The organism is Streptomyces sp. NPDC029151, assembly GCF_055564315.1.
Genome location: NZ_JBVHWQ010000006.1, coordinates 155,679 through 181,289, shown reverse-complemented (window position 1 = coordinate 181,289; position 25,611 = coordinate 155,679). Strand labels below are relative to the sequence as shown.

The following is a 25,611-nucleotide window of genomic DNA, read 5'->3' as shown; positions in this document are numbered from 1 at the left end:
CTCAGACGCCGGTGTTCACGGGGGAGACGTCGTCGGCGCGGCGCCGGCGCAGCGCCCAGAACACCGCGCTGCCCGCGACGACCGTGACGCCGACGCCGATCACGCCCGCGAGACCGCCGGACAGCCGGGCGTCGGAGATGTCCTTGACGCCGTAGTCGGCCAGCGGCGAGCCGGAGGCGGCGTGCTTCTCCGCCTTCTTGTCGATCCCCTTGTCGTGCGCGACCTTCTCCAGGCCGTCGGGGTTCGCGGAGGCGTAGAAGCTGACGAACCCGGCGAGGACGAGCGAGGTGACCAGGCCGGTCACCCACAGCGTGCGCCGCGAGGTGCGCGCTGCCACGGGCACCGTGGGAGCCGGAGCGTCCACCAGTGCGCCGTTCACCCGCAGCCGGAGCCGCTGCCGCAGCCCGCGCGCGCCGTGCACCAGGTCCGGGCGTACGGCGACGACGGCGCCGACGGTGAGCGCGGTGATGACCGCCTCGCCGATGCCGATCAGCACGTGCACCCCGATCATGGCGGTCGCGACCTTGCCCAGGGAGACGTCGGTGGTGCCGCCGACCGCGTAGATCAGGGTGAAGGCGACCGCGGCGGCCGGCACGGACACCAGCGCGGCGACGAAGGAGGCGACGGTCACCGAGCGCCGCTTGCGGGGCAGCACGGCGAGCAGGCCGCGGAAGACGGCGTACGACACGACCGTGGTGACGATCGCCATGTCGGTGATGTTCACGCCGAGCGCGGTCAGCCCGCCGTCGGCGAACAGCACCCCCTGCATGAGCAGCACGACCGACACGCACAGCACGGCCGTGTAGGGGCCGACGAGTATCGCGGCCAGGGCCCCGCCGAGGAGGTGGCCGCTGGTGCCGGCCGCTACGGGGAAGTTGAGCATCTGGACGGCGAAGATGAACGCCGCCACCAGCCCCGCCAGCGGGGCCGTCCGCTCGTCGAGTTCACGGCGGGCGCCGCGCAGGCTCACCGCGAGGGCGCCGGCGGCGACCACTCCGGTGACCGCCGAGGTCGGGGCGTCGATGAATCCGTCAGGTACATGCACCCGACGATTTTAGGCCCTTGTTGCGAACTCCTTGCAAGAGAGAGCGGCCGCAGGAAGGACCGGGTCTCGTCTCCCACCGGGGCGCGCACCGGAAAATGTGCGACGCTGGATGGAAAGCGGATGCACAGCTTTCGTATACGTCACGGTGCGTGAGAGGGCGGTCCGATGTCTGTAGTCGAGCAGTACGCGCGCGCTCATATCGTCACGGACGAGGAGGACCCGGGGGCCGTACCCGTCGTGCTGCGGTACGACCCCGACAGCGATCCCCGCTCGGTCCGCGTGGGCCTGCCCGGTCCGCACGAGTGGACCTTCTCCCGGGCGCTCCTGGAGCAGGGGCTGCGGGTGCCGTCCGAGAGCGGCGACGTCCGCGTGTGGCCCTGCGGGCGCGTCCAGGCCGTGGTCGAGTTCCACACCGACCACGGCGTCGAAGTGGTGCAGTTCGAGTCGAAGACGCTGCTCCGGTTCCTGCGCCGCACCTACACCGCCGAGCCCGTACGGGGCTGAGCCCCGCCGGGAGGCGGTCAGCTCCCGAGCTTCAGCAGTTTCGCCACGATCGGTCCGGCCGTGTCACCGCCGTGCCCGCCCGCCTGGACCACGCCGGCGGCTGCCAGGTCGCCCTTGTAGGCGGTGAACCAGCCGTTCGGCTTCTTCTGCCCGTCGACCTCCGCCGAGCCGGTCTTCGCGCCGAAGTCCGGGCCGAGCCCCGACATCGCCTCGGCGGCCGTGCCGTACGCGGCCGTGTACTTCATCAGCTCGCGCAGCTGGGACAGCGTCTTCGCCGACATGGTGCGCGAGGCGGTGGCCAGCGTGCGATGGTCCACGGACGGGGCGACCAGGTACGGCTGGTGGAAGCTGCCGGACCGCACGGTCGCCGCCACCGAGGCCATGTTCAGCGGGTTCATGCGCACCCCGCCCTGCCCGATCAGCGAGGCCGCCATCTGGGCCGCCGACTGCACCGGCACCGAGCCGTCGAAGGTGGGCACGCCGATCGCCCAGTTGTTCATCGACAGCCCGAAGACCTGCTGGGCCTGCTCGGTCAGGTCGTCGTTCTTCAGCTTCTTCGCCTGGCTGATGAAGGCGGTGTTGCAGGACCGGGCGAAGCTCGCCTTGAACGTGCCGCCCTTGATCTCGAAGTCGTCGTCGTTGTGGAACGTCCAGCCGCCGTACTTGACGGTCTTCGGGCAGGGATGCTCCTTGTCCGCCGAGGCCAGGCCCTTCTCGATCAGCAGCGAGGAGGTGATCACCTTCATCGTGGAGCCGGGCGCGAGGGAGCCCTGGAAGGCGGTGTTGAAGCCGTGCCCGCTGTTGGCGACCGCGAGGATCTCGCCGGTCGAGGGCCGCAGCACGACCACCGAGGCACGCGCGCGCTTGTCCACCTGCTGCTCGGCGGCGGCCTGGAGGCCGGGGCTGAGCGTCGTCCTCACCGTGCCCGGCGTGCCCTTGCTCAGCTCCACCAGCGTCTTGTCGGAGAGCTTCGCCGCCCTGGCCGCCTTGCCGCGCACCACGCGCAGCTCGACGCCCGCCGTGCCGCCCGCCTTCTTGCCGTACTTCTCGCGCAGGCCGTCCAGCACGGTGCCCAGGGACGGGTACTTCGCGGCCGTGATCTCCCCGCCGGACCGGTCCAGCGCCTTCACCGGCGGGGTGCCGGACTCGCCGGTCACGAGCCTGTCGCCGTCGCGCAGGTCCGGGTGGACCACGGCGGAGTGCCAGTCGACCAGCGGCCTGCCGTCGCTCGCCCGGCGGACGACGGTGAGGGAGCTGCCGTAGGCCAGCGGCTTGCTCAGGCCGCGGTAGGAGACCGTCGCCTTCACGGAGAAGGGGACCGTGGCGCCCTTGGCCGTGCCCGGGGTGAGCGTGACGTCCTTCAGGCGGGCGTCCTTGGTGTAGCCGGTGAGGAGCTTGCCGGCGGTGGACGGGTCGTCGGTGGCGGCGGCCGCCTCGGTGACCCGGCCGTGCTGCCAGGCGGTGAGGAAACGGGTGGAGGCGGTGCGGACCTCGGCGGCGGTGAGCGGGCCGGTGCGGACGGCCTTGTGGCCGGGCGCGGCGCCGGGCCGCTCGTCGGCCGCGGCCCCGCCGTACAGCGCGTAGACGCCGAACCCGGCGCCGCCGACGACCACGGCGATCATCCCGCCGAGTACGGCGGGACGGGTCTTCCGTCGCTCGGCGACGCGCCTTCTCTTCCCCACAGCCTCAGTTCCTCCGCACCTTTCCCCAGGGTCCCCGCATGCCCTCACACTTCCCCAACGACGGCACTCACCTTAAAGTCCCCGCCTCCGCGGGTGATCTCAGCCGGCGATCCGTAGCAGGCTTGCGACAATCGGCCCGGCGGCGTCGACGCCGTGCCCGCCGTCCTGGACCATGGCCGCCGCCGCCACGTCGTTCCGGTACCCGGCGAACCAGCTGTCCGACTTCGCCTCCCCGTCGACCTCGGCGGATCCGGTCTTCGCGCCGACGTCCCCGCGCATCGAGCCGAGCACGCCCGCCGCGGTGCCGCTGCGCGCGGTACGGCTCATCAGGGCGCGCAGCTGCCGGGCCGTTGCCGGGGACAGGCCACGCGCGCGGGCGGGGGTCCGGCCGTCCAGCCTCAGCGGCACGATCACCGGCTGGCGGAAGGTGCCGGTCTTCGCGGTCGCCGTCACGGACGCCATGTTCAGCGGGCTCATCTGGACCTGGCCCTGGCCGATCAGGTTGGCCGCGGTGTCCGGCCCGCCGGAGGCGGGGACCCGGCCGTCGAAGGTCGGCACGCCGGTCTTCCAGTCGTTCCGCCCGAGCCCGAACCGGTCCTGGGCCTCCCGGGTGAGGGAGTCGGCCTTCACCTCGTCCGCGAACTTCACGAACGCCGTGTTGCAGGAGCGGGCGAAGCTGTCGGCGAGGGTGGCGTGCTCGTCGGGCGTCAGACCCTTCAGGTTCTGGAAGGTCTGGCTCTGCCACACGGCCGACGGCGGGCAGGGCGCCGGACCGTTCGCCGTGGTCAGGCCGTTGTCGATGAGGGTGGCCGCACTGATGATCTTCATGGTGGAGCCGGGGGCGCGTTCGCCGAGGAGGGCCGCGTCGAAGCCGTCGTCGCGGTTGTTGGCGACGGCCAGGATCTCGCCGGTGCTGGGTTTGACGGCCACGACGGAGGACTCGGGGTACTTCGCCACGGCCGCCTCGGCCGCCGCCTGGACGCTGGCGCTGAGCGTCGTCGGGAGCATGCCGGGCCTGCCCTTGGCGAGGGTGAGCAACGGGGTGTCCGCGGCCTGGCTGCCGTCACCCGCCGCCTGGTGCCGGACGACGAGTTCCACTCCGGGCCGGCCGCCGGTCCTGTCGCCGTACCGCCCGCGCAGCTCGTCCAGGATCGGGCCGAGGGACGGGTACGTCACCCGGGTGAGCACCTTCCCGTCGCGGTCCACGGCCTCGATCTCCGGCGCGCTGGACTCGCCCGTGCGGAGCGTGTCCCCCTTGCGCAGGCGGGGATGCACGACCGAGGGCTGCCAGTCGACCAGCGGGCGGTGCGAGGTCTCGCCGCGGACGACGGTCAGCGTGCCGCGGTACGACAGCGGCCGCGACACCCCGTGGTACGACACCGTCGCCCGCACCGTGAACGGCACCGTGTCGCCGCTCGTCCGGCCGGGGGTGATCCGCACCTTGCCGATGTGCGCGTCGTCGGCGAAGGCCGTCAGCAGTTCCTGCGCGGCCTGGGGGTAGTTCGTCCACGAGGCCGCGGAGACCGCGTCGCCCTTCTCCCAGGCGGCGAAGAACGCGCCGGTCGCCTCCCTCACCTCGGAACCGCTGGGCGGACCGGTCTTCACGGCCGCCGCGCCCCCCGTGCCGCCGTCACCGTTCAGCGCGGACGCGATGTTGAAGACGCCGTAACCGGCCCCGCCCAGCACCGTGACGCACACGCCTCCGACGACGGCCGCCTTGACCCCGTTGCGCATGACGCGGATTCCCCTCCCGTTCGACCTGTTGAACACGTTCAAAACAGGTACTGGGAGCACTGTAAGCGGTTGTGGAGCGCTTGTGACCGGAGTTGCCGATTGTTGTCCGAACGGAGATGCGCCGGCGCGGGCCCCGGGCGAACGGTCGACCGCCCGCTACACCCAGGTGTCCAGCCACATCCGCGACCGCCAGGAGTCGATCGGGATCGCCTGGCCCGTGTACAGGGGCCAGAAGTAGATGAAGTCTGCGCGATCAGGCCCCGTAGGGCCCCGACCAGGGCGTTTGCCTCTGGCCGGGGCCGAATCAGGCGGCTTGGGCCGTCTCTGGGCCGTGATCGTGATGATCGGACGCCAGATAGAGGCTGTCGACGGCCTTCCGCGTGCGTCCCTCGCTGCTCGGCATCAGGTGAGTGTATGTCCGGAGCGTGAACCCCGGATCGCTGTGCCCGAGGTACTGACTCAGGGCCCGGATGTTCTCGCCGGCGTCCAGCAGCACGGAGGCGTAGAAGTGCCTGAGTGCGTGCATGCCGTGCTCGCGGGCCGACGCATACCGCTCGCCCGCTTCGGCATCGGGGATGATGCCGGCGGCGGCGAGCGCGGGCTTCCAGTGATGATCGTTGAAGTTGCTCACGCGTACGTGGCGCCCCTCGACTCCGCTGAAGATCAGCCGCTTCGTCACGTGGGGGCCGTCTGGCGTGCGCCACGGCAGCGTCACGTCGATCGGCTCGAACTCCTTGGAGTGCTCCCGCAGCACGGTGGCCACAGCCTTGGGTAGCGGCACATCCCGTAGGGCCAGCGGCTTCTGAGGCCCCCTCAAGCGCCCGCTTGCCCGCGCGCCCTCGTCACGGCCGGACACGCGGGTCCAATGGCTGGCGCGGTGGCGGAACGCGGCCTCGACGGCACCGAAGTGCCGTGCGGGGACGACGTCCGCTCAGGTCAGGGAGCCGCCGGAGTCGGCCGCCTTGCCCCACCGCCAAGAGCCGCTCATAGTTGCGTCGATTGTCAACACACAGGACCAGGAGCCGGTCAGGCGAAAACACTACGAACAGTGCACGGTACACGGCGTTCACGCGGAAGATGAAGACACTGCCCATGCCAGTGAAGGCTTTGCAGCGCAGTGAGGGGTGGTGCGGATGTGAGCCACGGATGGATCGAACTCCGAACGCGGTGCGCATTGCCTGCTATGGAGAGATACGTCGCCCCCTGACCCGACACTGGTCCCCCAGGTGTCCCCCGACAGCATGCTGCACGCGGAGAGACGCTGGCCGTGGGTGGTGGGCGGGGCCCACTGTGCAGCTGCCGGTCGACTGGCGTCGGCGTGATGGCTTGTGGCGTCCGGGGCCAGCCCAGAGGAAGCGTTCTTACACGGACCCGCCAACGAGGCCAGATCGCGCGTACGGCAGCGAAACACCCGGGCTTCCGCCTCGCACCTCTGGAATCATAAGCACGTAGGTTCTGGGGGAGGGAAGCAGTATGACCACGGCACGGGGCATGTTCGATGGATTCGAGGCCTATCGCACACCCTCCGATCGCGACTACCGATCGGCCCTGCAGCACGGCCTCGTCGTCCTAGACACCAACGTACTGCTCGACTTGTACCGCATGAACGGGCGCGTCCGTGAGGACATGCTGACCGTCCTCAAGACGCTCTCCGAACGCCTGTGGGTCCCTCACCAAGTGCTGGTTGAGTTCTGGCGCAACCGACAGAGTGAAGAGCTCATTACCTATCACGATAAAAAAGCCTCCACCGCGGCGGAGATTTTGAAGAGTTCTATCAGTCGGTCACGCAGTGCTTTGGAGGAGTGGGCTAGGAATGTCCACATAGGTGACAACACCGACATCGTTTCACCGATGTACGAGAAGCTTGATCGCGCCGAGAAGCTCTACCAGGAAATTGAAGAGAGGCTGGAGCGTCAGGCCGCAAAGGATAGGGTCCCGGGGATCCGCAACACACACACCGACCCCGTGATTAATGCCTTGGAACACCTTCTCGACCAACGTGTCGGAGCTCCCTACTCGCCGCAGCGGCACGTGGAGGAGGTGCAGCGGGCCAAGGAGAGGGCTGACCAGCAAATACCACCTGGCTATAAGGACTTTGAGAGTGGGAAGAAGGAGGACGAGGAGGCGGCCGGCGACTATCTGGTCTGGCGTCAGCTCATGGACGCGGCCCAGAGCCACAGGAAGGATGTGCTCTTCGTTACTCGGGATCTGAAGGAGGACTGGTGGCGGAAGGCGTCTGCTAAAGCCGTTCGGCTTCCGCGCATCGAGTTGGTGAATGAGCTGCGCGATCTCACTGGTCTGCGACTCTTCATGGTAGAGCCCAGCACTCTGATGCAGCAGGTCAGTAGGGTCTTCCAGCTGGAAAAGAAAGTCGACCGGAACTCGGTCGACGCCTTGCGGCACCTGGAGACAGTCGAAGCCGACGCCGACGAACTGCGACATGCCGCAACCCGTTCGCGCTACCGCCTAGCCAAGGTTCCCGGTGGCCGCAGCAATGACTACGTCGAGACGCTGTGGCTCATGGCTCAGCTGGTTGAGGAGAACCCTCAACTGAAGACGTGTCTTGAGAAGTTCATGGAGTTCTTTACGAGCGTCACTCTCGAACCCGAGGCGCGCAAAAGACTCATGAACTTGGTCTCCCTCGGATTGTCCGTCGTGCAAGGAGAGAAGATTCTTCTCACCGCCCATGGTCGCAAGTTCGTTGAGAACCGCGACGCGCAGTTGCTGCGTCGGCTTTTCATGGAGCGCATCCTGGGAGCCCAGGAAGTCCGCCAGATGCTTGACGAAGGAGCCTCGGTGACTGAGGTAAGGCACCTGCTGGACGAGCAGCCCGACCTTGACCTCAGCGCCACCCAAAGCGAACTTCTTCTACGGTGGATGGGAAAGCTTGACCTCCTTTCTGCCTAGCTCTGCGCAACAGAAACCTGGAGCCGCGGGTTCCCTCCTACCTGTTGAAGTTCCCTGGGCTGCCCCACACCAGCTGTATGAAGCAATATGCCTGTTCAGTGCACTCAAAACCGGACCGCTGTAGAGCTGCTGGTGGAAGACTCTGCGGTGAAAAAGTGGGCTGAAGGTGCCGGGCCGGGTCGAGCGTAAGCGCTGCGGACCCGGCCGGCGCGGGGCGTGGTAGCCGCAGGTTGGGTGAGATGGCGCCGATCAGTCGGCGAGCGGGTCCGGAAGCTGGAACGTCGACTCGTCCTCGCCGCGTGCCTTTGCGACGCGCTCGCGCAGCTCCTTGATGTGGTTGGTGGGCAGCTTGTTGCCGACAACCAGGTAGGTGATCAAGTCGGCCGCGAGGTTGTAGTTCTCCTTCTTCGTCAGGATGTTGTGCGCGGAGTTGATCAGGACGTCGCGCCACAGAGGGTCTGTGATTTTCCAGCCGAGCTGGTAGGTGCGGTCCACGGCTTCCTCGAGGGTCAGGTTGGGGTCTGCCTTGAGGATCTGAGAGAGCGCCTGGAACAGCACGATGTGGGTTGCCGGCTTAAACAGCAGTCCGTAGTCGGCTTCCTTGGCGCGCAGCTCGGGGAGGAGCTTGGTGTTGTCCCGGCCGTACTTCAGCTTCGGCATGCCGTCCAGGACAGTCGCCCACCAGCCCTCGACGTGCTCGTAGCCCTGGTCCAGGGTGTCCTCAGAGGGGCGGACGTGAGTCTTCTTCTCGTTCAGCTCGTCCGCCATGTCGTAGTGCTCAGCGATGATGCGGACGGTCTCGTAGATGGCGCTCAGGGTGGTGAGCTGGGTGCTGCGTTCGGCGATCGTGTTGTTCTTGTAGTTGACCAGCGATTCACCCTTGTGGTTCTTGCCGGCCAGCGGACCGCCGTCATCCGCCAGGCGCCGGGTCAAGATGGCGAACCCGTCGTCCTCACTGGTGAGGATGTTGTCGCCGCGACTCGTGTTCTTGGCGTAGCGATTGACCTTGTTGAAGATCTTCCTGGTGTGCTGTGTGCTGATGCGCGGGACGATGATGACGGTCACCTCGTCGTCCCCGACGTCCTTGACGTACTCACCCTCCACGTTGCGCGTGATGAACACTTCGCGCAGGGCGGCGAAGCGGTGCTGGCCGTCGAGGATGATGCGCTCGCCGCTGTCAATGGTCAGGAAGCCGAAGGAGTCCTTGCCCATCGTGGACCGGTACGCCTTCGGCAGGCTCTTGGCCACCTCGCTGAGCGGCTCGAACTCCGGCTCCTCATCGGAGTCCAGCAGGAGGATGATGGCGCCGAAGAACCGGTCGGGGGAGTTGGCCAGGTACGGGGCGATCTCGGTGCGCACCCGAGTGTCGTTGAGCTCACGCTGCAACCGTTCGGTCAGGCCAGTGGTGGCCCACTCTTCCTGCTCGCTCGCCGGTCGGGCGATCTGAACGAGGTCGCTCACCTTCATGGTGGTCACGTAGTACGGGGTCGATCCCATCTTGGCGCGGATCGCCGCGTGCAGTGTCGGCATGTCAACCCCCAGGTCAGTCAGAGTGGTTCACGTCTAGTGGGTACAACTAGTATGCGGTGACAGCGGAGTTGTTTGCAAAGACAGCGCGGATGCGATGTACTGATGATGTGTCAGCACTGTTCTGGTGCGTACGGTACGTCTCCTGGTATGCGTGCGTACGTTTCCGTGTAAACGTACGGCTAGAGTAGTCTGACTTTCGCGCTGCAAGATCCTCCCCTCAACTTGCTGGGCAGCAAGAGCTGTTCAGTGTGGCGCCCTGAAGGCCAGGGCTGGAGGAGAAGGAGGCGCGAAGTGGCAGGTTTCGATGGGAGGAAGCCCCGTCGGCCGTGGACCGGGCCCGAGAAGGCTCAGGTGGTCATCGGTGTGATCGGGCTGATCCTGGCGCTTGCCGCCATCGTGGTGCAGTACGTCTCCTGATTACAGAAGGCGCCACGCGCGAGTACGCCCGGCCGCGGCGGGCCGCTGGTAAAGCAGCGAGCCCGGCCTACTGATAGGCGACCGGGCTCGTGTCTACTGCATGGAGGGCCTGGCTCTGGCAGGAGCCGGGCCCTTCTTCGTGTCAGGTGCCTTCCCGAGTGGGTGATGGCTCCCCAACAACAAAACTGTACACCAGATCAAAAGGCCTGGTTAGGGTACAATCCGCGGCTTCAATGGTGGCGCCTAAGCCTGGCTGCACTGGGCCCAAGTCGAGCTTGAGGTAAGGCAGCTTTGTTCCGCGGCGCGGGCAAACATCTTCGGCCCAATGCCGAGAGCTGTCGCGGTCGCTGAGTGATCACTGGGCCGTCAGACGGTCGCTCGTATCGGGGCGGCACCGGGAAGAACGCCTGCATCGTCTCTGTGGGGCCGTTGTGGGGGCCACATGCCTTGGACCCCTCGTAGGCGCAGGTCGCCTCCGACGAGTCGCGCGGGCTGTGAATCTGCCGTGCTGCCTTGGCCGGGCCGTCTCCGGGCCGTCCGAGGGCGGCCAGCATCAACCACTAACGACCAACAACGGCCGGGAGGGCGCGGCCGTCGGCCGCGCCCTCCCAGTGGGTCTGCCCAGCTACACCCAGGTGTCCAGCCACATCCGCGACCGCCAGGAGTCGATCGGGATCGCCTGGCCCGTGTACAGGGGCCAGAAGTAGATGAAGTTCCAGGCGATCAGCAGGACCAGTACGCCCGCCGCCGTCGCGCCGATCACGCGGCGGGTGTCGGTGGATTTCGGCGGGCCCACGAGCGCGCCGGCCATCATCGCCACCGCCAGGCACAGGAACGGCAGGAAGACGACCGCGTAGAAGAGGAAGATCGTGCGCTCCTGGTAGTGGAACCAGGGGAGGTACCCCGCCGCGATACCGCAGGCGATGGCGCCGGCCCGCCAGTCGCGGCGGAACGCCCAGCGCCACAGCACGTAGCCGATCGCGAAGCAGGCCGCCCACCACAGCAGCGGCGTGCCGATCGCCAGCACCTCCCGGGCGCACTTCTGGCCCGCGTCCGCCGGGCAGCCGTCGGAGCCGGGGGAGGGGGACTCGTAGAAATACGAGACGGGTCGGCCCAGCACGATCCAGCTCCACGGGTTGGACTGGTACGTGTGCGGCTGGTCGAGGTGGACGTGGAACTTGTACACCTCGTGCTCGTAGTGCCACAGGCTGCGCAGCCAGTCCGGCAGGAACGCCCAGGTGCCGCCCTTGCCGTCGGTGGCCGCCCAGTTGCGGTAGTAGCCGCCCGTGCCGTCGGCCGGGGAGAGGATCCAGCCGGTCCACGAGACCACGTAGACCACCAGGGCCACCGGGATCGTCGCCACGAACGCGGCGCCCGTGTCGTACTTCAGGACCGCGAGGTACGGGCGGTACGCGCCGGCCACCTTGCGGGTGCCGACGTCCCACAGGACCGTCATCACACAGAACGCGGCCAGCACGTACAGGCCGTTCCACTTCGTGCCCGCGGCCAGGCCCAGCATCAGCCCGGCCGTCCAGCGCCAGGGCCGCCACCCGAAACGGAAGGTGTCCGCGACCTGCCCGTCCGGCCGTACCCGCCCGTCCGGCCCCGCCGGCAGCGCGGCGGCGAGCCGCTCGCGCGCCCGGTCCCGGTCCACCACCAGGCAGCCGAACGCGGCCACCACGAAGAACATCAGCACGCCGTCGAGCAGCGAGGTCCGGCTCATCACGAAGTGCAGGCCGTCGACCGCCATCAGCGCGCCCGCGAGGCAGCCCAGGAACGTCGAGCGGAACATCCGGCGGCCGATCCGGCACACCAGCAGCACGCTCAGCGTGCCGAGCAGCGCCGTCATGAACCGCCAGCCGAACGGGTCGAACCCGAAGACCAGCTCGCCGAGCCCGATCACGTACTTGCCGACCGGCGGGTGCACCACGTACGCCGGGTCCGTCGGGAGCCCCAGGTGCCCGCCCTGCTGGAGCACCATGTCGTTGGCGTTCTTGCCGTACTGGTCCCAGCTGACCTCGAAACCGCGGTGGACCAGCGCCCACGCGTCCTTGGCGTAGTACGTCTCGTCGAATATCACCGCGCGCGGGCTGCCCAGGTTCCAGAACCGCATGACGCCCGCCAGCAGCGTCACCAGCAGCGGCCCGCCCCAGCCCGACCAGCGGGTGAGCCGCTCGGCGAGGACCGGCGGCACGCCGAGCACCCGCCACAGCCGGGGGCCGGGCCCGGCGAACGGCGGCACCAGCCGGTCGCGTACGTCACCCTCGGGCGCGTCCGAGGCCGGCGCGTACCCGAATCGGCGCAGCCGCTGCTGCCACGACGGCCGCCGGTCGTGCGGTGCCTGGTCCTGCCGGAGGTCCATGGAGGACGCGGTACTGGTCACCGCGCCATCGTAGGGAACCGGCCTGTGCGAGTCCCGCGCATGTGCGGTACCGGTCGGGACACGGTCGGATTCCCCCGGGGTTCCCCCGGTCGTGCCCGCCGGCCGGGACCTCCGTCCGCGGGTGGCCGGAAACCGGGCCGGGACTCCTGGGAGGATGGGTGGGTGACTGGAACCCTTGTCCTGGCAGGTACCCCCATCGGTGACATCGCGGACGCGCCGCCCCGGCTCGCCGAGGAGCTGGCCGGCGCCGACGTCGTCGCCGCCGAGGACACCCGGCGGCTGCGCCGGCTCACCCAGGCGCTGGGCGTCACCCCCAAGGGCCGTGTGGTGTCGTACTTCGAGGGCAACGAGTCCGCCCGGACGCCGGAACTGGTCGAGGAACTGCTCGGCGGTGCCCGCGTGCTGCTGGTGACCGACGCCGGCATGCCCTCCGTCTCCGACCCCGGCTACCGGCTGGTCGCCGCCGCCGTGGAACGGGACGTCAAGGTCACCGCCGTGCCGGGGCCGTCCGCCGTGCTCACCGCGCTCGCCCTGTCCGGGCTGCCCGTCGACCGGTTCTGCTTCGAGGGCTTCCTGCCCCGCAAGGCCGGCGAGCGGCTGTCCCGGCTGCGCGAGGTCGCGGGCGAGCGGCGCACCCTCGTCTACTTCGAGGCCCCGCACCGGCTCGACGACACCCTCGCCGCGATGGCCGAGGTCTTCGGCGCGGACCGGCGCGCCGCCGTCTGCCGCGAGCTGACCAAGACCTACGAGGAGGTGCGGCGCGGTCCGCTGGCCGAGCTGGCGCGGTGGGCGGCCGAGGGCGTGCGCGGGGAGATCACCGTCGTGGTCGAGGGCGCGCCCGAGACCGGGCCGGAGGAACTCGACGCCGCGGAGCTGGTGCGCCGGGTGCGGGTGCGGGAGGAGGCCGGAGAGCGCCGCAAGGAGGCGATCGCGGCGGTGGCGGTGGAGGCGGGGCTGCCCAAACGGGTCGTGTTCGACGCCGTGGTCCAGGCCAAGAAGACGGACCCGAGCCGACCCGCGGCACCCTCCTGAGCAGGGATCGCCTCGGCTGAGCACGCGCCCCATGGGAGGGCAAAAGGCTGGCGTCGATGGCAAAGCCCAGCCGTCTCATTCGAGTCGGTTCGGCAAGCGATGTCCAAAACGGCTCCAACACTCGACAGACCTGCTGCGTTCGGGCCCGCGGAGGCGTCCACTGGTCGAAGGGACGCACCCGTCCAAGAGGGACGCACCCGTGCAAGAAGGAGCTGGCATGAGTGACATAGCAGGGCAGACCGGGCTCCGCGGTATGGCCTCGGCCGTCGTTCACGAGTCGTATTCGTTCGCCTGCATGCGCTGCGGGCACGGCTGGGAGCAGTCGTACGAGATAGAGCACCACACGAACGCCGAGGGGGAGCAGTTCGTGCTGTACGTGGCCGACGGCCGGGTGGTGCCGTCGCCCCTCAGCCGGCCCGCCTGCCAGAACTGTGACGGCCACGTCGTGCGGATCATGCGCGCGGGCCAGGTCTCCTCGGTGCGCGGCGCGGCCGCCCGGCAGCACCACGGGGTGCCGGCGGCGGGCCCCGTCGAGGTGCCCCCGGTGCCGGGCCAGGCCGCCGCGGAACCGCACCACTGGCACCTCTCCGACCTCCTGCACCCCTTCCAGCGCCGGGCGAGCTGAGCCGGGCACCGGACCGCGCGGGCATGCCCCTTCCGTAGGATCGGGGCATGCCCTCGAACGCCGGCCACAGCTCCGCAGACGACGACAAGAAGGCGGCTCCGCCGCTTCCGGCGCCCCTCCAGGTGCCCGTCGCCGACTCCCACACCCACCTCGACATGCAGTCCGGCACGGTGGAGGAGGGCCTGGCGAAGGCCGCCTCGGTGGGCGTGACGACCGTCGTGCAGGTCGGCTGCGACATCAAGGGCTCGCAGTGGGCCGCCGAGGTCGCCGCCGCCCACGCGAGCGTCCACGCCGCCGTCGCCCTCCACCCCAACGAGGCCCCGCGCATCGTCCACGGCGATCCCGACGGCTGGTCACGGCAGGGCGCCCGGCCGGCGGGCGGCGACGCGGCGCTGGACGAGGCCCTCGCCGAGATCGACCGGCTCGCCGCACTGCCGCAGGTCAAGGGCGTCGGCGAGACCGGCCTCGACCACTTCCGCACCGGCCCGGAGGGCAAGGCCGCCCAGGAGCGGTCCTTCCGCGCCCACATCGAGATCGCCAAACGGCACGGCAAGGCGCTCGTCATCCACGACCGCGACGCCCACGCCGACGTGCTCAGGATCCTGAAGGAGGAGGGCGCCCCCGAGCGCACCGTCTTCCACTGCTACTCCGGTGACGCCGAGATGGCCGGGATCTGCGCCCGCGAGGGCTACTTCATGTCCTTCGCCGGCAACGTCACCTTCAAGAACGCCCAGAACCTGCGGGACGCCCTCGCCGTCGCCCCGCTGGAGCTGGTCCTCGTGGAGACCGACGCGCCCTTCCTGACCCCGGCGCCGTACCGCGGGCGCCCCAACGCGCCGTACCTGATCCCCGTCACGGTGCGTGCGATGGCCGGCGTGCGGGGCACCGACGAGGACACGCTGGCCACGGCCCTGGCGGCGAACACCGCCCGGGCCTTCGACTACTGATCACCCGTTCGGGGCGCAACAGTACGTAGTCGCGTCGCTTTGGAGAGTGACCGACCCTCCGCTAGGTTCTGGGGGCCCGAACCGGACCCCTGTGGCCCCCTGGAGCGTGTCGGCGTGAGCAAGTCGAGTTACGGGACGTACGACCCCTACGGTCATGAGGCCTCCGTGCACACGGCGGAGACCCTGCCCCACGGCCTCGGCAGGGACACCTACCGGCCCGCCTACGAGGCCGAGGCGTACTTCGTCACGGAACCGGCTCCGCCGCTGCCCCGGCAGACGGCCGGCACGCTCCAAACGGTGATCCCGGAGGCCGCGATCACGGAGGCCGTGATCCGGGAGCCGGCGGTCCCGGAGGCCGAGCCCGCCGAAGGAGCCGGGGGGCGGGCCGCGCGCCGGCGCCGGGCGCGCGACTCCGACCGGCCGGAGTCCGCCATGCGCCGGCTGCTGCCGCAGGCGCTGGTCGTGGCCTTCCTGGCCGGCGGCACCACCGCCTTCGTCGCCGAGGACAAGGCGATCGAGCTGAGCGTCGACGGCCGGCAGCGCAGCCTGCACACCTTCGCCGACGACGTGAGCGAACTGCTCGCCGAGGAGGGCGTGCGCGTCGGGGCCCACGACATGATCGCGCCTGCCCCCGGCACGGCGCTCGCCAGTGGCGACGAGGTCGCGGTGCGGTACGGCCGCCCCGTGCGGCTCACGCTGGACGGCCGGCGGCACGAGGTGTGGACGACGGCGCACACCGTGGAAGGGGCGCTGCACGAGCTGGGGGTGCGCGCCGAGGGCGCGTACCTGTCGACCTCGCGCTCCCAGCGGATCGGACGCGCCGGGCTCGCCCTCGACGTGCGCACCGAGCGCGCGGTCACGGTCATGGCGGACGGCCGGTCCCGCACCATCCGCACCAACGCGGCCACCGTCCGGGAAGCGGTCGAGGAGGCCGGGATCACCCTGCACGGCCAGGACACCACCTCGGTCCCGCAGGACAGCTTCCCGCGCGACGGGCAGACGGTGACCGTGCTGCGGGTGACCGGCAGCCGAGAGGTCCGCGAGGAGCAGATCCCCTTCCGGGTCGAACGCACCGACGATCCCTCGCTCTTCACGGGCACCGAGGTCGTCGCGCGGCCCGGACGACCCGGGCTGCGGCGCACCACGTTCCTGCTGCGCACCGTCAACGGCGTCCGGCAGAAGCCGCGCCTGGAGCGGTCCGAGGTGGTGCGCCTGCCGCGCAAGCAGGTGGTGCGGGTGGGCACCAAGCCGCGGCCCGACTCCGTGTCCGGCGCGGACCACCTGAACTGGCAGGCGCTCGCCGCGTGCGAGTCCGGCGGCCGGCCGCACGCCGTCGACCCCTCCGGCACGTACGGCGGGCTCTACCAGTTCGACACCCGCACCTGGCACAGCCTCGGCGGCACGGGCCGCCCCCAGGACGCGTCGGCGGAGGAACAGACGTACCGCGCGAAGAAGCTGTACGTCCGGCAGGGGACGAGCCCCTGGCCGCACTGCGGCGCGCGGCTGCGCGGCTAGGGAAGGACCCCCGTGCGGCGGGCCGCGCGGTGCGGTGCCCGCCCGGCGTGCCCGCCCGCCCGCGGCCCCGCGCCGGACACCTGGCGATCCGGCCCCCTCCGCCCCCGTACCCTTGTCCCCGTGAGCAGCCCCACCCCCGACGCCCTCCTCGGTCCCGCCGACATCCGTGAACTCGCGGCAGCGCTCGGTGTCCGCCCCACCAAGCAGCGCGGCCAGAACTTCGTGATCGACGCGAACACGGTCCGCCGTATCGTCCGCACCGCCGAGGTCCGCCCGGACGACGTCGTCGTGGAGGTGGGCCCCGGCCTCGGCTCGCTCACCCTCGCGCTGCTGGAGGTCGCCGACCGGGTCACCGCCGTCGAGATCGACGACGTACTCGCCGCGGCCCTCCCCGGCACCGTCACCGCGCGCATGCCCGGCCGCGCCGACCGCTTCGCGCTGGTCCACCGTGACGCGATGCACGTCACCGAGCTGCCCGGCCCCGCCCCGACGGCCCTGGTCGCGAACCTCCCCTACAACGTCGCCGTCCCCGTTCTGCTGCACATGCTCGACACCTTCCCGAGCATCGAGCGGACGCTGGTCATGGTGCAGTCCGAGGTCGCCGACCGGCTCGCCGCCGCACCCGGGAACAAGGTGTACGGCGTCCCGTCCGTGAAGGCCAACTGGTACGCCGACGTGAAGCGGGCCGGGGCCATCGGCCGCAACGTCTTCTGGCCCGCCCCGAACGTCGACAGCGGCCTGGTGTCCCTGGTACGCCGGGCCGAGCCGATCAAGACCACCGCTACCAAGGCCGAGGTCTTCGCCGTGGTCGACGCGGCCTTCGCCCAGCGTCGCAAGACCCTGCGGGCCGCGCTCGCCGGCTGGGCCGGGTCCGCGGCGGCGGCCGAGGCCGCGCTGGTCGCGGCCGGCGTCTCCCCGCAGGCCCGCGGGGAGGCGCTGACGGTGGAGGAGTTCGCGCGGATCGCGGAACGCAAGGGGAGCGGCGAGTGAGCGTCACGGTACGGGTGCCGGCCAAGGTCAACGTCCAGCTCGCGGTCGGTGCCGCCCGCCCCGACGGTTTCCACGACCTCGCCAACGTGTTCCTCGCGGTCGGCCTGTACGACGAGGTCACCGCGACCCCGGCCGGTGAACTCCGGGTCACCTGCGAGGGACCGGACGCCGACCAGGTCCCCCTGGACCGCACCAACCTCGCCGCGCGCGCCGCGATCGCCCTGGCCGGGCGCCGGGGCATCGAGCCGAACGTCCATCTCCACATCGCCAAGGACATCCCGGTCGCCGGCGGCATGGCGGGCGGCAGCGCGGACGGCGCGGGCGCGCTGCTCGCCTGCGACCGGCTGTGGGGCACCGGAGCCTCACGGGCCGAGCTGCTCGCGATCTGCGCCGAGCTGGGCAGCGACGTGCCGTTCAGTCTGGTCGGCGGCGCGGCCCTCGGCGTCGGGCGCGGTGAGCAGCTGACCGCGCTGGAGGCCGGCGGCACCTTCCACTGGGTGTTCGCGATGGCGGAGCGGGGCCTGTCGACGCCGGCGGTGTTCCGGGAGTTCGACCGGCTGGCGGAGGGACGGGAGATCCCGGAGCCGGTGGCTTCGCGGGAACTGCTCCAGGCGCTGGCGAAGGGGGACGCCGAGGCGCTGGCCGCGGCCGTCTCCAACGACCTCCAGCCGGCCGCGCTGTCCCTCTTTCCCGAGCTGGCGGACACGCTGGCCGCGGGACGCGGGGCGGGTGCGCTCGCCGCGCTGGTCTCGGGTTCCGGGCCCACGACGGCGTTCCTCGCGCGGGACGCCGAGGCGGCGGAGAAGGTGGCCGAGGTGCTGCGGGCTTCGGGGACGTGCCGGGCGGTGCGCGTGGCGGCGGGGCCGGTGGCGGGGGCGACGGTTCTCTGAGGAGCTCAGAGGTTGTCGATGGCGGTCAGGTCGATGTCGATGGGGTACGGCTTGTCGACCTTGATGCGATCGCGGTGCATGCCCGTGTGGACGTACGCCCGGGTGAGCGGGTCGATTTCGTAGACGTGGACGACGGGCCTGCCGTCGGTCCCGTTCGCCTCGACGCGCCAGAAGTTCGGAATTCCGGCGGCGGCGTATTTCTGCGGTTTCGTCGTGCGGTCACGGGACTCGGACTCGGGCGAGACCACTTCGACCGCCAGAAGCACGTCGGTGGCCTGGTAGCTCGTCTGGTCCGGCCCGGTGATGGCGTCGGTCCGGATCACGCTCACGTCGGGCTCGGGGCCGTTGCGCCTATCGAGGATCACGGTCATCTCCCGGCTGACCTTGAATTCGGCAGGCAGGCCACTGGCGCGCAGGCCGAAGACGAGCAGATCGACTACGTTCCCGTGGAATCGGCGCTGCGGACTCACGAAAACCAGGCTCCCGTCGATCAGCTCGGTGTGCGGCGGGAGATCCGGCAGCGTGAACAGGTCGTCCACGGTGTAGCCGTCCAGCGGCGGCACCGGCCAGGGAACCCGGTGCTCTACGGACTCGGCGGTCATGGTTCCTCCCATGGACGGCATCCTGCTGCCTGTCCTCCACGGTAGCGGCCGTGTCCCGATCGAGTCACCACAAAGAGTGACCACCCCCTCACCCCCCAACCCCCTCCCCCGAAGCCCTACGCTAGAAGGCTGACCCCCGCGGCGGAGCCGCATATCGAGTCCAGCCCCGCGCACAGGAGTGAAATGGCCGTCAATCTGGTCAATGTCGAGAACGTCAGCAAGGTGTACGGCACCCGTGCCCTGCTGGACGGGGTCTCGCTGGGCGTGCAGGAGGGTGACCGGATCGGGGTCGTCGGACGCAACGGCGACGGCAAGACCACCCTGATCCGGATGCTCGCCAAGCTGGAGGAGGCCGACACCGGGCGGATCACGCACTCCGGCGGGCTGCGCCTCGGCGTGCTGACGCAGCACGACTCCCTCGACCCGGCCGCCACCGTGCGTCACGAGGTCATCGGTGACATGGCCGACCACGAGTGGGCCGGCAACGCCAAGGTGCGGGACGTGCTGACCGGGCTGTTCGGCGGGCTGGACCTGCCCGGCTTCCCCAAGGGCCTCGACACCGTCATCGGGCCGCTCTCCGGCGGCGAGCGGCGCCGTATCGCGCTGGCCAAGCTGCTCATCGAGGAGCAGGACCTGATCGTCCTGGACGAGCCCACCAACCACCTCGACGTCGAGGGCATCTCCTGGCTCGCCGAGCACCTGCGGAACCGGCGCTCGGCGCTGGTGTGCGTGACGCACGACCGGTGGTTCCTGGACCAGGTGTGCACGCGCATGTGGGACGTGCAGCGCGGTGACGTGTACGAGTACGAGGGCGGCTACTCCGACTACGTCTTCGCGCGCGCGGAGCGGGAGCGGATCGCCGCGACCGAGGAGGCCAAGCGGCAGAACCTGATCCGCAAGGAGCTGGCCTGGCTGCGGCGCGGCGCCCCCGCGCGGACGTCGAAGCCGCGCTTCCGGGTCGAGGCCGCCAACGAGCTCATCGCGGACGTGCCGCCGCCCCGGGACAGCAGCGAGCTGATGAAGTTCGCCTCCTCGCGGCTCGGCAGGACCGTCTTCGACCTGGAGGACGTGACCGTCCAGGCCGGTCCGAAGGTGCTGCTCAAGCACGTCACCTGGCAGCTCGGGCCGGGCGACCGGATCGGTCTCGTCGGGGTCAACGGCGCCGGGAAGACCTCGCTGCTGCGGGCCATGACCGCCGCGGCCCGCAGCGAGGGCGAGGAGCAGCCTGCCGGGGGCCGTATCGCCGTGGGCAAGACCGTCAAGCTGGCCTACCTGTCCCAGGAGGTCGCCGAACTCGACCCGACCTGGCGGGTGCTGGAGGCCGTGCAGCGGGTCCGGGAGCGCGTCGACCTCGGCAAGGGGCGCGAGATGACGGCGGGGCAGCTGTGCGAGACGTTCGGCTTCACCAAGGAGAAGCAGTGGACGCCGGTCGGTGACCTGTCCGGTGGCGAGCGGCGCCGGCTGCAGCTGCTGCGCCTGCTCATGGACGAGCCCAACGTCCTCTTCCTGGACGAGCCCACCAACGACCTCGACATCGAGACGCTCACCCAGCTGGAGGACGTCCTCGACGGCTGGCCCGGCTCGATGATCGTCATCTCCCACGACCGGTTCTTCGTGGAGCGCACCACGGACCGGGTGTTCGCCCTCCTCGGCGACGGCGCCCTGCGGATGCTGCCGCGCGGCATCGACGAGTACCTGGAGCGGCGCCGGCGCATGGAGGAGGCGGTCGCCGCGCAGGCCGCCGCCGTGGCACCGAAGCCGGCCACCACCGAGAAGAGCGCCGCCGACCAGCGGGCCGCGAAGAAGGAACTCCAGAAGATCGAGCGGCAGTTGGACAAGATCTCCGAGAAGGAGTCCACGCTGCACGCCCAGATCGCCGACAACGCCACCGACTTCGCGAAGGTGGCCGAACTCGATGCCCGGCTGCGGGACCTGGCCGGGGAGCGCGAGGAACTGGAGCTGCGCTGGCTGGAACTGGCGGAGGACGCCTGACGCCCGTCGCGTGAAGGGGGCGTGAAGGCGCATAACAACGGCATCACGGGCCGGTCCTCCCTTGGGAACAGGGGAGGACGCGGCCCCGTGTGCTGTCTGTGCCGGGTGATAGAAAGAGCCGTCTGAGAACTGTCTGTAAAGCGACCTTGGGTCCGTCACGAACCTCAGGGCGTGGCTAAAAATCAGTGAACGAGGGGGAAGAGCGCTGATGACTCAGCCGCCCAACCAGCCGCCGCAGGGCGGGTTCGGAGCGCCGCAGGACCAGCCGCCGCAGGGCGGTGGTTTCGGCCCGGCCCCGCAGACGCCACCGGTACAGGGCGGTTTCGGCCCGGCCCCGCAGACCCCGCCCGCGCAGGGCGGTTTCGGCGCCCCCCAGCCGCCCGCCATGCCCCCGCAGCCGCCCCAGCCGGGCTACGGCTACCCGCAGCAGCCCCCGCAGCAGCCGGGCCCCTACGGCGCCGCCCCCGGTCCCTACGGCCAGCCGCCCCAGCCCGGCCCGTACGGCGCGCCGCAGCCCGGCTACGGTCACCCGCAGCAGCCGCCGTACCCGGGCATGCCCGGTGCCGCGCCCGGCGGTCCCGTCCCCGGCCCGCAGGGCTCCCGGAAGAAGACGGCACTGATCATCGGTGCCGCGGTGGCCGCGCTGCTCGTCATCGGCGGCACGGTGTTCGCGGTGTCCGGAGGCGGTGACGACGGCGGCGGCGACAAGAAGCCCGTGGCCCGGCACAGCGACGACCCCAAGCACTCCGCCACCTCCTCGCCGACGGCGTCCGGCGGAGAGGACCCGGAGAACCTCAACAAGGACCGCCAGGCCGGCGAGGCGAAGGTGCTCTGGTACAAGCCGGCACCGGACGCCCCGGCCTCCGGCGCCGACGCACCCGGCATGTGGATCACCGGCGACACGGCGGTGAAGGCGGCGTACAAGCAGGTCTTCGCCTTCCGCACCGCCGACGGCGGCACCGCCTGGGGCCCGCTGGCCTTCCCGCAGAAGATCTGCGCGGTCACCCCGCAGAAGTCGGCCGACGACAAGGTCGTCGTGGCGTACATGAACGGCGGCGGCGACCGCGCCAAGTGCAACCAGCTCCAGCAGCTGGACCTGCGCACCGGCGAGAAGGGCTGGACCGCCGAGGTCGCCGACGGCGGGCTGTTCGACAGCGCGATGTCCGTCGAACTCACGGTCAGCGGGAAGACGTTGATGGTGGGCCGTTCGCAGTCGGGCACGGCGTACGACATCGGCACCGGCAAGAAGCTGTACGACAAGAAGAGGTACGGCGCGGCCTGCTTCCCGGCCGCCTTCGCCGGCGGTACCGGCCGGCTGATCCAGGTGGCCTCCTGCGGCGCCGGCACCGGCAAGGAGCACGAGGAGATCCAGGAACTCGACCCGGCCACCGGCAAGGTGCGCTGGACCCAGACCGTCAAGAAGGGCTGGGAGGTGACCCGGACGTTCTCGGTCGACCCGCTCGTGGTCTACCTGACCAACCGGGACAAGAAGGCCTGGAACATCTCCACCTTCGACAAGAACGGCAAGTTCCGTTCCGAGGTCAAGGTGAACGAGAAGTTCGCGCCCCGCTGCGGCTGGGCCGTCCTGGAGCGGGAGCTGCAGGGCTGCCAGGGGGTCGCGGTCGACGCGGACACGCTGTACCTGCCCACCGACTCCACCGTCAGCGCCAACGAGATCGTCGCGATCAGCCTCGCCGACGGCAAGGCGAAGTGGCGCGTCGGCTCCCCGTCGGACCGGCCGATGGCGCCGGTGAAGGTCGAGGACGGCAAGCTCGTCGCCTATGTGCAGCCGTCGTACGACACGGGCGGCCAGGTGGTGTCGGTGCCGGTCACCGGCTCCTCCCACAAGACGACCCGGCTGCTGCAGAACCCGCAGGGCGCCGCCGGCGCGGAGAACGCCTTCTACGACGGCGTCGTCGACTGGACCGGCGGGCGGCTGTTCATCTCCTCCGGCCGGCTGTCCGGCGACGACGACTCGAAGGAGAAGCTCATGATGGCCTTCGGCAACTGAGCCCGGCCCGTTCCTCCCGGCCCCAGCCCGTTCCTCCCGAGCCCGCCGTCGCCGTACGGCCTCCCGAGCGTCCCCGAGGTACCCGGACCATGACCCAGCCGCCCCCGCCGCCCCCGCCGCCCCAGCAACCCCCGAGCCAGCCCCCGAACCCGCCGGCCGGGCCGCCGCCGCAGCCGGGGTACGGCTACCCGCAGACCCCGCCCCCGCAGCCGCCGGCCCAGCCGCAGCCCGGCTACGGCTATCCGGGCGCGCAGCCCAACCCCTACGCCCAGCAGCCCCCGGCCCACCCCGCGGCGCCGCCCCCGGGCTACGGCGCCCAGCCGCCCAACCCCTACGCGCAGCCCACGCAGCCCCTGCCGGGCGGGCAGCCGGGGTACGGCTATCCGGGCCAGGGCCGGCCGCCGAGCATGCCGATGCAGCCGCAGCCGGCGCCGGGCGGCGGCGGGCGGAACAACGCCGTGCTGTTCATCGTCGTCGCGGCGGTCGTCGCCATCGCCCTGATCGTCGGCGGTGGCATCTGGTACGCCAAGTCCTCCGGCGACGACGGCAAGCGGCACGACACCGCCTCCTCCGGCGGCGGCACGGGCGGCAAGGACGGCTCCGGGGGCAGCGGCGGCGGTGGCGGCAAGGAGAAGGCGCCGGCCGACCCGGCCGCCAAGGTCCTCTTCGAGGTGCCGCTGCCCAAGGCGGACGACACGACCAGCACCGTGGGCTCCTGGCTGACGGACACCGTCTACGCCAAGAGCGGCATCGCCGAGATCGTCGGCTACGACCCGGCCAAGGGCACCGAGCGGTGGACGATCAAGCTGCCCGGCCCGATCTGCGCGGGCAGCCACCACGTCACCTCCGACGGCCTGACCGCGATCACCTTCCAGCCGAAGATGCCCGCGAAGGGCTCCACCGCGGGCTGTAGCCAGATCGCGGCGATCGACCTCGCCGCGGGCAAGAAGCTGTGGACGAAGACGGTGGAGTCCGGTGACTTCCCGATCACCTTCCAGAACGTCACGGTCGCCCAGCGCACCGTCGCGGTCGGCAGCTCCGACGGCGGCGCCGCGTTCGACATCGGCTCCGGCAAGGCGCTGTGGCAGCCGAAGCCGGACGACACCTGCCATGACGTGGGGTACGCCGGCGGCACCCGGCTGGTCGCGGTGCGCAAGTGCGGCGAGTACGACAACCCGCAGCTGAACATCCAGACCATCGACCCGGCCGGCGGCAAGGTGATCTCCGAGTACCGGATGCCGGCCGGCGTCGACTACCCCTCCATCGTCTCCACCGACCCGCTGGTGGTCGCGGCCGACGTCGGTCAGAGCGCGGGCGACGGCAGCGGTGTCTCGGACTACTTCTCCATCGACGACAAGACCGGCAAGCTGCTCGCCCGCATCCCCGCGCCCGGCGACACCTACGGGGGCCGCTGCGACGGCATCACCCGGATCGAGGACTGCAAGCAGGTCGTGGCGGGCAACGGCAGGCTGTACCTGATGACCGAGCCGCACGACGGCTCGGGCGACTACACCCGGACCAACGAGATCGTCTCCTTCGACCTGAAGACCGGCAAGCCCACCGGCCAGCGCGCCGAGGCCGGTGACGGCTACACCCTCTCCCCGCTGCGCCTGGACGGACGCAACCTGCTCGCCTACAAGGCACCGCCCTACAACAAGGGCGGCCAGGTCGTCAGCCTCGACGGCGGTTCGTTCAAGGCGACCAAGCTGCTGGAGAACCCGTCGGTGAAGAGCGTGCGGGACTCGGAGGCCAATCTGCTGCCGGAGTACTCCGAGCTGCTCTTCGGCAAGGGCCGGCTGTACATGTCCGCCGTGTGGGCCAAGGAGCGGGACATGTCGTCCTCCAGCAAGGAGTACCTGGTGATGGCGTTCGGCACCGACGGCTGACGCCTGCGCCCCGCCGTTCGCCGGCCTCGCCCGAATGGGTGACTTGCCGAGGAGTGCCCCGGATTTCATCGATCCGGGGCACTTCTCATGAAGAGGGGCAGCGCGACGTCGAACAAGCGTGTAGCTTCCGGGGGCATGAAGGGCGGGGGTGCCTGGGGGACTGGGGGGTTGGTGTATGGGAGTGCGGCTCATGGTCGTGGACGACCATCGGCTGCTGGCGGAGGCGCTGGCGTCGGCGCTCAAGCTGCGCGGGCACCGGGTGGTCGCCTCGGCGGCACCGGCGGCGGGCGCGGCGGACCTGGTGATCGCGCGGGCGCCCGAGGTGTGCCTGCTGGGTACGGCCGCACCGGCCGAGCCGGGGGTCTTCGACCCGGTCGTGAAGATCAAGCGGGAGCGTCCGCAGGTGGCGGTGCTGGTGCTGGGCCCGGTGCCGTCGCCGCGCGGGATCGCGGCGGCCTTCGCCGCGGGGGCGTCGGGGTACGTGCGGCACGACGAGCGGATCGAGGGGGTCGAGCGGGCCATCATGAAGGCCCGGGCCGGGGAGGCGGCGGTGGCCCCGCTGCTGCTCCAGGGCGCCTTCGCCGAACTGCTGAACCCGGCCGCGCAGCCCGACGACGAGGCGCAGCGGCTGCTGGAGATGCTCACGCCGCGGGAGGTGGAGGTGCTGGTCCGGGTGGCCGACGGCGAGGACACACGGCGGATCGCGGCCGGCATGGGCATCGCCCCGAGCACGGCCCGTACGCATGTCCAGCGCGTCCTGATGAAGCTGGGGGTGGGGTCGCGGCTGGAGGCGGCGGCGCTGGCCGCCAGGACGGGCCTGCTGGACCGGGCCGGGCCCGTGCGGGGCGCCGTCCCCGAGTAGGCGCCCCCGCGCCGGAGCGCCGCCGAGGGGCGCGGGGAACTGCGCGAGCAGCTCCCA

Annotated in this window: 19 protein-coding genes and 1 pseudogene; 13 read left to right on the top strand and 7 right to left on the bottom strand. The window is 70.7% G+C overall.

What is annotated here, in order from left to right; translation table 11 throughout:
- Position 1 precedes the first annotated feature (1 nt).
- Positions 2–1,045 carry an energy-coupling factor ABC transporter permease gene (locus ACZ4VF_RS23095; protein ID WP_467928195.1) on the bottom strand — a complete coding sequence of 348 codons (1,044 nt, stop codon included), beginning with the start codon at positions 1,043–1,045 and terminating at the stop codon, positions 2–4.
- 165 nt (positions 1,046–1,210) lie between these two features.
- Between ACZ4VF_RS23095 and ACZ4VF_RS23090 the strand changes: the two genes are divergently transcribed.
- Positions 1,211–1,549 carry an SsgA family sporulation/cell division regulator gene (locus ACZ4VF_RS23090; RefSeq protein WP_467928194.1) on the top strand — a complete coding sequence of 113 codons (339 nt, stop codon included), beginning with the start codon at positions 1,211–1,213 and terminating at the stop codon, positions 1,547–1,549.
- 17 nt (positions 1,550–1,566) lie between these two features.
- On the opposite strand, the gene ACZ4VF_RS23085 is transcribed toward ACZ4VF_RS23090, so the two are convergent.
- The 3 genes and pseudogenes from ACZ4VF_RS23085 to ACZ4VF_RS23075 form a co-directional block, all read right to left on the bottom strand.
- Positions 1,567–3,231 (bottom strand): penicillin-binding transpeptidase domain-containing protein, encoded by a 1,665-nt coding sequence (locus ACZ4VF_RS23085; RefSeq protein WP_467928192.1) that lies wholly within the window; start codon positions 3,229–3,231, stop codon positions 1,567–1,569.
- 99 nt (positions 3,232–3,330) lie between these two features.
- Positions 3,331–4,965, bottom strand: a complete 1,635-nt coding sequence (locus ACZ4VF_RS23080) for a penicillin-binding transpeptidase domain-containing protein (protein ID WP_467928191.1) — start codon at positions 4,963–4,965, stop codon at positions 3,331–3,333.
- A gap of 304 nt (positions 4,966–5,269) precedes the next feature.
- Positions 5,270–5,773: pseudogene (locus ACZ4VF_RS23075) on the bottom strand (tyrosine-type recombinase/integrase); the annotation flags it as partial.
- Between the two features lie 665 nt (positions 5,774–6,438).
- Here ACZ4VF_RS23075 and ACZ4VF_RS23070 point away from each other — a divergent pair.
- Positions 6,439–7,872, top strand: coding sequence for a PIN-like domain-containing protein (locus ACZ4VF_RS23070; protein ID WP_467928190.1), 1,434 nt, complete (start codon positions 6,439–6,441; stop codon positions 7,870–7,872).
- A gap of 249 nt (positions 7,873–8,121) precedes the next feature.
- Here ACZ4VF_RS23070 and ACZ4VF_RS23065 read toward each other — a convergent pair whose 3' ends face one another.
- Positions 8,122–9,402 (bottom strand): DGQHR domain-containing protein, encoded by a 1,281-nt coding sequence (locus ACZ4VF_RS23065; protein WP_467928188.1) that lies wholly within the window; start codon positions 9,400–9,402, stop codon positions 8,122–8,124.
- Positions 9,403–9,693: 291 nt separating this feature from the next.
- Between ACZ4VF_RS23065 and ACZ4VF_RS23060 the strand changes: the two genes are divergently transcribed.
- Positions 9,694–9,819 (top strand): hypothetical protein, encoded by a 126-nt coding sequence (locus ACZ4VF_RS23060; RefSeq protein ID WP_366749712.1) that lies wholly within the window; start codon positions 9,694–9,696, stop codon positions 9,817–9,819.
- A 625-nt stretch (positions 9,820–10,444) separates the two neighbouring features.
- Here ACZ4VF_RS23060 and ACZ4VF_RS23055 read toward each other — a convergent pair.
- Positions 10,445–12,202 carry a dolichyl-phosphate-mannose--protein mannosyltransferase gene (locus tag ACZ4VF_RS23055; protein WP_467928187.1) on the bottom strand — a complete coding sequence of 586 codons (1,758 nt, stop codon included), beginning with the start codon at positions 12,200–12,202 and terminating at the stop codon, positions 10,445–10,447.
- A gap of 162 nt (positions 12,203–12,364) precedes the next feature.
- Between ACZ4VF_RS23055 and rsmI the strand changes: the two genes are divergently transcribed.
- From rsmI to ACZ4VF_RS23025, 6 genes are all read left to right on the top strand, one after another.
- On the top strand, positions 12,365–13,234 hold the full coding sequence (rsmI, locus tag ACZ4VF_RS23050) for a 16S rRNA (cytidine(1402)-2'-O)-methyltransferase (RefSeq protein WP_467928186.1): 870 nt from the start codon (positions 12,365–12,367) through the stop codon (positions 13,232–13,234).
- A gap of 217 nt (positions 13,235–13,451) precedes the next feature.
- Entirely contained in the window at positions 13,452–13,859 is a 408-nt protein-coding gene (locus ACZ4VF_RS23045) for a hypothetical protein (protein ID WP_467928184.1), read from the top strand.
- Between the two features lie 47 nt (positions 13,860–13,906).
- Positions 13,907–14,806 carry a TatD family hydrolase gene (locus ACZ4VF_RS23040; protein ID WP_467928183.1) on the top strand — a complete coding sequence of 300 codons (900 nt, stop codon included), beginning with the start codon at positions 13,907–13,909 and terminating at the stop codon, positions 14,804–14,806.
- Between the two features lie 114 nt (positions 14,807–14,920).
- Positions 14,921–16,321, top strand: a complete 1,401-nt coding sequence (locus ACZ4VF_RS23035; RefSeq protein WP_467928182.1) for a ubiquitin-like domain-containing protein — start codon at positions 14,921–14,923, stop codon at positions 16,319–16,321.
- A 120-nt stretch (positions 16,322–16,441) separates the two neighbouring features.
- A complete protein-coding gene (rsmA, locus tag ACZ4VF_RS23030) occupies positions 16,442–17,311 on the top strand; it encodes a 16S rRNA (adenine(1518)-N(6)/adenine(1519)-N(6))-dimethyltransferase RsmA (protein ID WP_467928180.1) in 870 nt (289 codons plus the stop codon).
- A complete protein-coding gene (locus ACZ4VF_RS23025) occupies positions 17,308–18,201 on the top strand; it encodes a 4-(cytidine 5'-diphospho)-2-C-methyl-D-erythritol kinase (protein ID WP_467928179.1) in 894 nt (297 codons plus the stop codon). Before rsmA ends, ACZ4VF_RS23025 begins: the two co-directional genes overlap by 4 nt.
- A gap of 5 nt (positions 18,202–18,206) precedes the next feature.
- Here ACZ4VF_RS23025 and ACZ4VF_RS23020 read toward each other — a convergent pair whose 3' ends face one another.
- Positions 18,207–18,803 (bottom strand): Uma2 family endonuclease, encoded by a 597-nt coding sequence (locus tag ACZ4VF_RS23020; protein WP_467928178.1) that lies wholly within the window; start codon positions 18,801–18,803, stop codon positions 18,207–18,209.
- A 183-nt stretch (positions 18,804–18,986) separates the two neighbouring features.
- On the opposite strand from ACZ4VF_RS23020, the gene ACZ4VF_RS23015 reads away from it, so the two are divergent.
- The 4 genes from ACZ4VF_RS23015 (at position 18,987) to ACZ4VF_RS23000 (ending at position 25,554) form a co-directional block, all read left to right on the top strand.
- The gene (locus ACZ4VF_RS23015) at positions 18,987–20,795 is read left to right on the top strand and encodes an ABC-F family ATP-binding cassette domain-containing protein (protein WP_467928176.1); all 1,809 of its coding nucleotides are present in this window, start codon (positions 18,987–18,989) and stop codon (positions 20,793–20,795) included.
- Between the two features lie 208 nt (positions 20,796–21,003).
- Positions 21,004–22,806, top strand: a complete 1,803-nt coding sequence (locus ACZ4VF_RS23010) for an outer membrane protein assembly factor BamB family protein (RefSeq protein ID WP_467928175.1) — start codon at positions 21,004–21,006, stop codon at positions 22,804–22,806.
- Positions 22,807–22,895: 89 nt separating this feature from the next.
- The gene (locus ACZ4VF_RS23005) at positions 22,896–24,692 is read left to right on the top strand and encodes an outer membrane protein assembly factor BamB family protein (protein WP_467928174.1); all 1,797 of its coding nucleotides are present in this window, start codon (positions 22,896–22,898) and stop codon (positions 24,690–24,692) included.
- A gap of 175 nt (positions 24,693–24,867) precedes the next feature.
- Positions 24,868–25,554 carry a helix-turn-helix transcriptional regulator gene (locus ACZ4VF_RS23000; protein WP_467928172.1) on the top strand — a complete coding sequence of 229 codons (687 nt, stop codon included), beginning with the start codon at positions 24,868–24,870 and terminating at the stop codon, positions 25,552–25,554.
- Positions 25,555–25,611 lie beyond the last annotated feature (57 nt).

Bases quoted from the DNA above. Each gene is read 5' to 3' on its own strand.
- ACZ4VF_RS23090 (WP_467928194.1), top strand. From the start codon at position 1,211: ATGTCTGTAGTCGAGCAGTACGCGCGCGCTCATATCGTCACGGACGAG.
- ACZ4VF_RS23080 (WP_467928191.1), bottom strand. From the start codon at position 4,965: ATGCGCAACGGGGTCAAGGCGGCCGTCGTCGGAGGCGTGTGCGTCACG.
- ACZ4VF_RS23070 (WP_467928190.1), top strand. From the start codon at position 6,439: ATGACCACGGCACGGGGCATGTTCGATGGATTCGAGGCCTATCGCACA.
- ACZ4VF_RS23065 (WP_467928188.1), bottom strand. From the start codon at position 9,402: ATGCCGACACTGCACGCGGCGATCCGCGCCAAGATGGGATCGACCCCG.
- ACZ4VF_RS23045 (WP_467928184.1), top strand. From the start codon at position 13,452: ATGAGTGACATAGCAGGGCAGACCGGGCTCCGCGGTATGGCCTCGGCC.
- ACZ4VF_RS23040 (WP_467928183.1), top strand. From the start codon at position 13,907: ATGCCCTCGAACGCCGGCCACAGCTCCGCAGACGACGACAAGAAGGCG.
- ACZ4VF_RS23020 (WP_467928178.1), bottom strand. From the start codon at position 18,803: ATGACCGCCGAGTCCGTAGAGCACCGGGTTCCCTGGCCGGTGCCGCCG.
- ACZ4VF_RS23015 (WP_467928176.1), top strand. From the start codon at position 18,987: ATGGCCGTCAATCTGGTCAATGTCGAGAACGTCAGCAAGGTGTACGGC.
- ACZ4VF_RS23010 (WP_467928175.1), top strand. From the start codon at position 21,004: ATGACTCAGCCGCCCAACCAGCCGCCGCAGGGCGGGTTCGGAGCGCCG.
- ACZ4VF_RS23005 (WP_467928174.1), top strand. From the start codon at position 22,896: ATGACCCAGCCGCCCCCGCCGCCCCCGCCGCCCCAGCAACCCCCGAGC.
- ACZ4VF_RS23000 (WP_467928172.1), top strand. From the start codon at position 24,868: ATGGGAGTGCGGCTCATGGTCGTGGACGACCATCGGCTGCTGGCGGAG.